This window comes from Paracoccus indicus (genome assembly GCF_003056335.1).
GTDB lineage: Bacteria > Pseudomonadota > Alphaproteobacteria > Rhodobacterales > Rhodobacteraceae > Paracoccus > Paracoccus indicus.
Genome location: NZ_PYWA01000020.1, coordinates 1 through 5,488 on the forward strand (window position 1 = coordinate 1; position 5,488 = coordinate 5,488).

The 5,488-nt window shown below is 56.9% G+C and carries 8 protein-coding genes; 6 read left to right on the plus strand and 2 right to left on the minus strand.

Going from position 1 to position 5,488, the window contains the following annotated elements:
* Positions 1-148: 148 nt before the first annotated feature.
* Positions 149-1,096: a replication initiation protein gene (locus DDE75_RS16980; RefSeq protein ID WP_108503569.1), complete on the plus strand. Its 948-nt coding sequence runs from the start codon at positions 149-151 to the stop codon at positions 1,094-1,096.
* A gap of 17 nt (positions 1,097-1,113) precedes the next feature.
* Positions 1,114-1,470 (plus strand): helix-turn-helix domain-containing protein, encoded by a 357-nt coding sequence (locus DDE75_RS17890; protein WP_418304194.1) that lies wholly within the window; start codon positions 1,114-1,116, stop codon positions 1,468-1,470.
* Positions 1,471-1,490: 20 nt separating this feature from the next.
* Here DDE75_RS17890 and DDE75_RS16990 read toward each other — a convergent pair whose 3' ends face one another.
* On the minus strand, positions 1,491-1,760 hold the full coding sequence (locus DDE75_RS16990; RefSeq protein ID WP_108503571.1) for a type II toxin-antitoxin system RelE/ParE family toxin: 270 nt from the start codon (positions 1,758-1,760) through the stop codon (positions 1,491-1,493).
* On the minus strand, positions 1,757-2,344 hold the full coding sequence (locus DDE75_RS16995; RefSeq protein ID WP_211659381.1) for a hypothetical protein: 588 nt from the start codon (positions 2,342-2,344) through the stop codon (positions 1,757-1,759). The genes DDE75_RS16990 and DDE75_RS16995 overlap by 4 nt, the downstream gene beginning before the upstream one ends.
* A 351-nt stretch (positions 2,345-2,695) precedes the next feature.
* On the opposite strand from DDE75_RS16995, the gene DDE75_RS17000 reads away from it, so the two are divergent.
* The 4 genes from DDE75_RS17000 to DDE75_RS17015 all read left to right on the plus strand — a co-directional run bounded on the left by DDE75_RS17000 (position 2,696) and on the right by DDE75_RS17015 (position 5,267).
* Complete coding sequence (locus tag DDE75_RS17000) at positions 2,696-2,971, plus strand: type II toxin-antitoxin system RelB/DinJ family antitoxin (RefSeq protein WP_245894791.1); 276 nt, start codon at positions 2,696-2,698, stop codon at positions 2,969-2,971.
* A gap of 64 nt (positions 2,972-3,035) precedes the next feature.
* A complete protein-coding gene (locus tag DDE75_RS17005) occupies positions 3,036-3,329 on the plus strand; it encodes a hypothetical protein (protein WP_162799109.1) in 294 nt (97 codons plus the stop codon).
* Positions 3,330-3,523: 194 nt separating this feature from the next.
* Entirely contained in the window at positions 3,524-3,781 is a 258-nt protein-coding gene (locus tag DDE75_RS17010; RefSeq protein WP_211659382.1) for a hypothetical protein, read from the plus strand.
* A 187-nt stretch (positions 3,782-3,968) separates the two neighbouring features.
* Entirely contained in the window at positions 3,969-5,267 is a 1,299-nt protein-coding gene (locus DDE75_RS17015) for a plasmid recombination protein (protein ID WP_108503574.1), read from the plus strand.
* The last annotated feature ends 221 nt before the right edge of the window (positions 5,268-5,488 follow it).

The following is a 5,488-nucleotide window of genomic DNA, read 5'->3' on the forward strand; positions in this document are numbered from 1 at the left end:
GGCTTCGGAGGGCTGAAGACTAGGATTGAGAGTGCTCGCGACTAGGGTTGGGCGTGGTAACGACTAGAGTTGGGCGTGGTAACGACTAGGTCTCGGAGGGGTTCGACTAGGTATTTACAACTAGTTACCTGCAAACTAACCTAGTCTAATGAGAGAGCTTACCGTGCCATCCAGCGTTGTTGCGCTTCGATCCGATTTGCCCCTCGCCCCGGCGATGGTTTCAACCATTTGGGAAATTGCAGCGACCCTGGATGAGCAGCGTATACCAGCAACACTGGAGAATGCCGTGTGGCTGGAAGTCTCCACAAAGCGGCTGCGCGGTGAGGGATCGAGAGCTGATAACGTCTGGCTGCGTGAGTGCCTACGGAGACTGACAAAGGTCGAACTCTCAGGTGAGCACAAAGGCGATCCTTGGGGCGCTGTCGTTCTAGCTCAATGGCACATCGTTCAAGGCGGAAGTATTGCTCGCCTCCTGATCCCGCCTGCTGGCGTCCATGCTCTTCGTAGTCCGACAACCTTCACGAAGATTGAGGCCACTGCCGCGCACCAGTTGAGCGGCCACGGACGCCGCCTCTATGCGATCCTAGCAGACAAAAAACGTCTCGGACGCCCTTACTGGACATTCAGCGTGGAAGAGCTTCGCGCCCTGTTGGGAGTCGATGACAAGAAGTCCTACTCCCGATGGAACAACTTCCGGCAATGGGTTCTCGAACCGGCTTTGGAAGCGATTAATGACTACGGGACTGTCACGGTAAAGATGACCCCTGAGAAGCGTGGACGATCCGTTCATGCAGTTCGCTTCGACTGGCGCTGGAAGGACCCGCATGATGCGGTTGAGACTGCGACCGAGAACGAGCGGCACAGTTCTACGCGGCGCAAGCGACAGGCCACTAATGACGCTCCGCCGATGATCGCGGATTCGAAGGAAGCGGCGCGGTTCTGGTGGGAAAATTTGAGCGAAGCTGAACGAGACACTTGGAGTGACCAAGTGGGCCGGGAGGCTGAAATCGGCGGTGTCATGCAGCCACGACCGGAGCGGATCATTCGAGAGATAGCCTTTGCCGCAAGTGGGCAGGGTGGGCAGTCCGCCCAATGAGCGCGCCCACTCAAAAAATGCTATCACCTGCACAGGTCGCCCAGCGTTGCGACACCAGTCGGCGCAGCGTAATGCGAGCTATTGAAGGCCATGATCTGAAGGCCATAAGAGATAATAAGAACCATTGGAAAGTTCGCGCTGAAGACGCTGATAGATGGGCAGCGGCTCAGTGGGCGCCCAGAGAGCAGCGCCCACCTGAAGTACTTATCCATGCCCAGCCGGAAATCGCATCAGAACTCGCAGCAGCACGAGCCGAAAATGCTCAGCTGAAAGAACGGTTGGCGACAACCGCAACAGATCGGGATCACTGGCGTGATCTTGCGAACAAACTAGCAGATCGCCCACGATGGGTTTGGCCATGGAAGACCAAGTAGCTTGGCGATAGATAATCCTCCTAGAAGAGTTCGCTGTGGGACCCCAAGCGCACGAACGTAACGGCCTCCTCACCAATTTTGTAGATCAGCACCAAGTCAGGCTTTAGGTGGCAGTCGCGATGATCCTTCCAGTCCCCGCTCAGGGGGTGGTCTTTCATCTTCTCAGGCAGCGCCTTGCCCTCCAAAAGGTCTGAAATCACAGGCTTCAAAATCTTCTGGATGCCAGGGTCGGTCTTCATTTCTCTCTTAAGGTCCCGCCGGAACTTAGTCGTGCGATCCAGAGCCTTCATTTCGCCTTCTCTCCTTCGTCACGACTGACTTCTTGGCTAAGAGCCGTGAAGCCCGGAACATCGCCACTGGTCATATCCTGCGCCCCGATCTCCAAGGCATGTTCCAAAAGCGCATTGTAGCTAGCTGCTGTAAGACCAGGAGTTCCCTGCCCTCGATGCCAACGGATCACGAGGTGGGGATTCCAAATAATCGCATTCCCCATTGGTCCAGACCGCCCCGGCTTTACATCGATAAAATGCAAATCCTGAAGCTTCTTCACACGAGTGAGCCAGGTGTGCTCCCCTCTCTGCCCTCCAAAGCCGGAGGCGTTGGCCATTTCTCCATTTTTATTAAGCACTACAAAGGAGTTGTCCCAAGTATTGCACCAAAGCGTAAGATAGGTGGAGGAGACCGGAGCCCCCTTCGTCATCTCGTCCATGATCTTCAAAATCATGGGCATCGTCTTCGGGATTGTCGTGAAGCCTTTGTGCGCCTTGCGATCCCACAAATAGGGATCGGCTGTGGGCCAGTGCAGCTCCCTGATCGCCAGCTGTTTCTTAGCGATCGCAGAAGCCTCTCGGGTAGAAGTGGGTTTACTTGCCATGTCGTTCATCCTTTCAAATCGAATATGACCTCAATATTGTTTATTTTCAATAACTTAGATAGCTTCTTGCAAAAATCGATATGCATCATTCAGTAGACTTGGGTGTTCGTATCATTTCAATATAAATCAACACAAGCCTATCAGATGCAACATATGTTTCAGAAAGGCATATTATTTATAAGTAAAATCAGGTAGTTAACACTAGCCCCGACAGTGCTTAACGTTCTGCATGTACTGATGGTGCTACTCGTTCTGCTCGTGCTCACGGGTAGGTTTGGAAGGGGGTGGAGGGGCATTGCAACGAATCCCTAATATCATCATCTTAGTTGTAGCTACAATGTAACTACATGGATGTTTGATATGGCTGGTGCAGATGCAGTTGTTCGCGCAAGGATCGACCCGGCGACGAAGCAACAAGCTACCCAGCTGTTCCAAGCAATGGGGATCACCGTGTCGGATGCGATCCGCATGATGCTGGTTCAAGCTGTGGCAGAGAGAGCCCTTCCGTTTGAGGTGAAGGCCCCGAACGAGGAAACGGTCGCCGCTCTTCAGGCATCGAGAGCCGGAGATGTGACCCGTGTCGCTTCCATCGATGATCTCTTTGCGGATTTGGAGGACGATGACTGAGCCCCGGAGCTTAGTCATCGTCCCACCTCATAGCAGGCTGAGCATCAGTATGGACACAACCCAGATGGTGACGGTTCCAGTCTCTGAGGGGGGCTGGAGCTTCAGCTTCAAGCTGACACTCGAACAAGCATACGAAATTCTGATATCTCAGGTTGGCGACGTCATTAAGCTGAACGAGACCAGAGAGCAGATCTATGTTCAGAATGACGACACGCTATCTCACACGAAAGCTGCCAACTTTTTTTCCCACAACGCTGGCTCGACGTCCGAGGGCCTTCAGCGCAAAGCAACTGTTTCGGTCTTGAACAGGATGATCTCTGAAGGGGCTTGGGAGAACGACGACGAGGCGATGTGCTAAGCATCCTAACATTCATTAGTGGCCTCGCCTTAACCACTCTAGGCTTCATAACCGGCAGGTTCTATGCGGAATCTGAGCGCATCCTATCCGAAAAACGGAAGCACTACCTAGAGTTCTTGAGTTCGCTCCCTCCTCTGGACGACACTTATGACGATACAACAGAAGAGGAATTCATCGCGACACTACGCCCTGCAATGGAGCGCCTGCCAAGCCTTCTGTTCTACGCCGACAAGTCGGTGACAGTGGCTTGGGGTGTCCTGTACCAGAAGTATCGTGAAGCGCATACACAACTGTCGCCAGACAGTCCGGCCCTCGCTCCAGAATACAAAGCGCTCGCCACAGCACAAAACGATTTGGTGTTGGAGATGCGACGCGATGCATTTCGTTGGTCGATCTTCAACTACAGCGGAAAAACCCGCATTCCAGAACACTTGGATATTCGGGATTCCTAACCCCCCCCAAGCCAGAATCCTATGGCTGGGACAGCGCACAGCTGTCCAAAGGGTGACTTCTCGCTGGAGGTCCAGGAGGGCGCAGCGCCTCCGGTCCATGGCAATCAGCGGAGCGGCACGAAGTGGATTGCCTAGTGGGTTGTCATTTTCAAATGACAATTCTACCCTTAGCCTCTACCCTGGGGCCATGTTCAAGGCAGCCATCCGCGTCAACAAGATCAAGACCATCGCCCAGCTGCGCGGTCTGACCCACCACGCCGAGCGGACCGACGAGGTCGGGCGTGCCCGTGTCCGGGAGGGTGCCGTGGCCGGTGAGGCGCTTGCCTGGTCGAAGGCCGAGGGGGACCGGGACTACCTGGCAGCCTTCAAGGCCCACAAGGCCGAGCTGGGGGCGGGTGAGCGCAAGAACGCCCCCATCGCCATGCAGGCCCTCTGCGTCGTCTCCCCGGAATGGGTGCAGCAGGCGGGGGATGTCCACGACCGCGCCAACCCCCGCAACATCGCCCTCTTCGACCAGGCGAAGGCCTGGGCGGAAAGCTGGGCGGGCAAGGGCGCGGTCTTCGGCGTCCGCCTCGATCTGGACGAGAAGGGCGGCGCGGTGGTGGATCTGATGATCGCGCCGGTGCGCGACAGCCGCGGCAAGCCCATCATCTCCACCCAGAAGCCCCTGAACGAGCTGAAGGCGGCCACGGGGGAGCGGAACGAATACTCCGCCCTGCAGACCTCCTGGGCGGCCTGGTGCGCCACCAACCTCGATGCCAAGATCGAACGGGGCCTCAGACGCGAGCTGACGGCCCGTGAGCACCTTTCTCCGGAAACCTATGGGGCGGTCATGGACAAGGCCCGTGAGGCCGTCCAGCAGCCCTCCAGGAGCCTCCTGAAGCTATTGCAGTCCGTGGAGGTGTCCTGGGACGATGCCGACGAGCTGCGCGACTACCTGCTGCTCAGGGGTGAAATCAGCCGTCACAAGGAAAACCCCCACAGCTACGAGCCGCCGCAGGGCGCCATGGAGCCGGCCGACGCCGAACAGGCCGCTCGATCAGGGGCCAGGCGCTGGCCCCTGATCGATGCGCTGCGCAGCGGCGCCTACAGGGTCGTGAATGCGGCCTATGATTGCGGCATGGGACCGGAGGCCTTGGCGAAGCCCGATGGGCACGAGAATGGCCGGAAGTGGTTCCCGGCCCTGGCCGATCGGCTGCACCTGGCTGCGGTCGTGGCGAAATGCGCCCAGTTCTGCGCCCATGCCGAAGCCTTCATCTGCAATGTCGCCATCGCGGACCGCTCGAAGCACTTCACGGTCGACGAGCTGTGGCCTCAAAGATCATCGGAATTGGTGGAGCGCTACAACCGCTACCTGGGCCTCGATCTTCCCCAGCATGTTCAACCTGTCCACGAGCGCGAAACGGCTGTGGTTCGTGAAACGCCCGAGCCGGTGGTCGAGGAAAAGGGCCATAGCCATGATCACGGGGATGACTGGGTGCACTGAGCACCTCGAAAAATCTGAGTGTCGGGTGTCGCGTGTCGCGTGTCGCTTCGCTCCCCGCGACACCCGACACTGACACTAGAAGGCTTGAAGACTAGGCTTCGGAGGGCTGAAGACTAGGATTGAGAGTGCTCGCGACTAGGGTTGGGCGTGGTAACGACTAGAGTTGGGCGTGGTAACGACTAGGTCTCGGAGGGGTTCGACTAGGTATTTACAACTAGTTA

Bases quoted from the DNA above. Each gene is read 5' to 3' on its own strand.
- DDE75_RS16980 (WP_108503569.1), top strand. From the start codon at position 149: ATGAGAGAGCTTACCGTGCCATCCAGCGTTGTTGCGCTTCGATCCGAT.
- DDE75_RS17890 (WP_418304194.1), top strand. From the start codon at position 1,114: ATGCTATCACCTGCACAGGTCGCCCAGCGTTGCGACACCAGTCGGCGC.
- DDE75_RS16990 (WP_108503571.1), bottom strand. From the start codon at position 1,760: ATGAAGGCTCTGGATCGCACGACTAAGTTCCGGCGGGACCTTAAGAGA.
- DDE75_RS16995 (WP_211659381.1), bottom strand. From the start codon at position 2,344: ATGGCAAGTAAACCCACTTCTACCCGAGAGGCTTCTGCGATCGCTAAG.
- DDE75_RS17000 (WP_245894791.1), top strand. From the start codon at position 2,696: ATGTTTGATATGGCTGGTGCAGATGCAGTTGTTCGCGCAAGGATCGAC.
- DDE75_RS17005 (WP_162799109.1), top strand. From the start codon at position 3,036: ATGGTGACGGTTCCAGTCTCTGAGGGGGGCTGGAGCTTCAGCTTCAAG.
- DDE75_RS17010 (WP_211659382.1), top strand. From the start codon at position 3,524: ATGGAGCGCCTGCCAAGCCTTCTGTTCTACGCCGACAAGTCGGTGACA.
- DDE75_RS17015 (WP_108503574.1), top strand. From the start codon at position 3,969: ATGTTCAAGGCAGCCATCCGCGTCAACAAGATCAAGACCATCGCCCAG.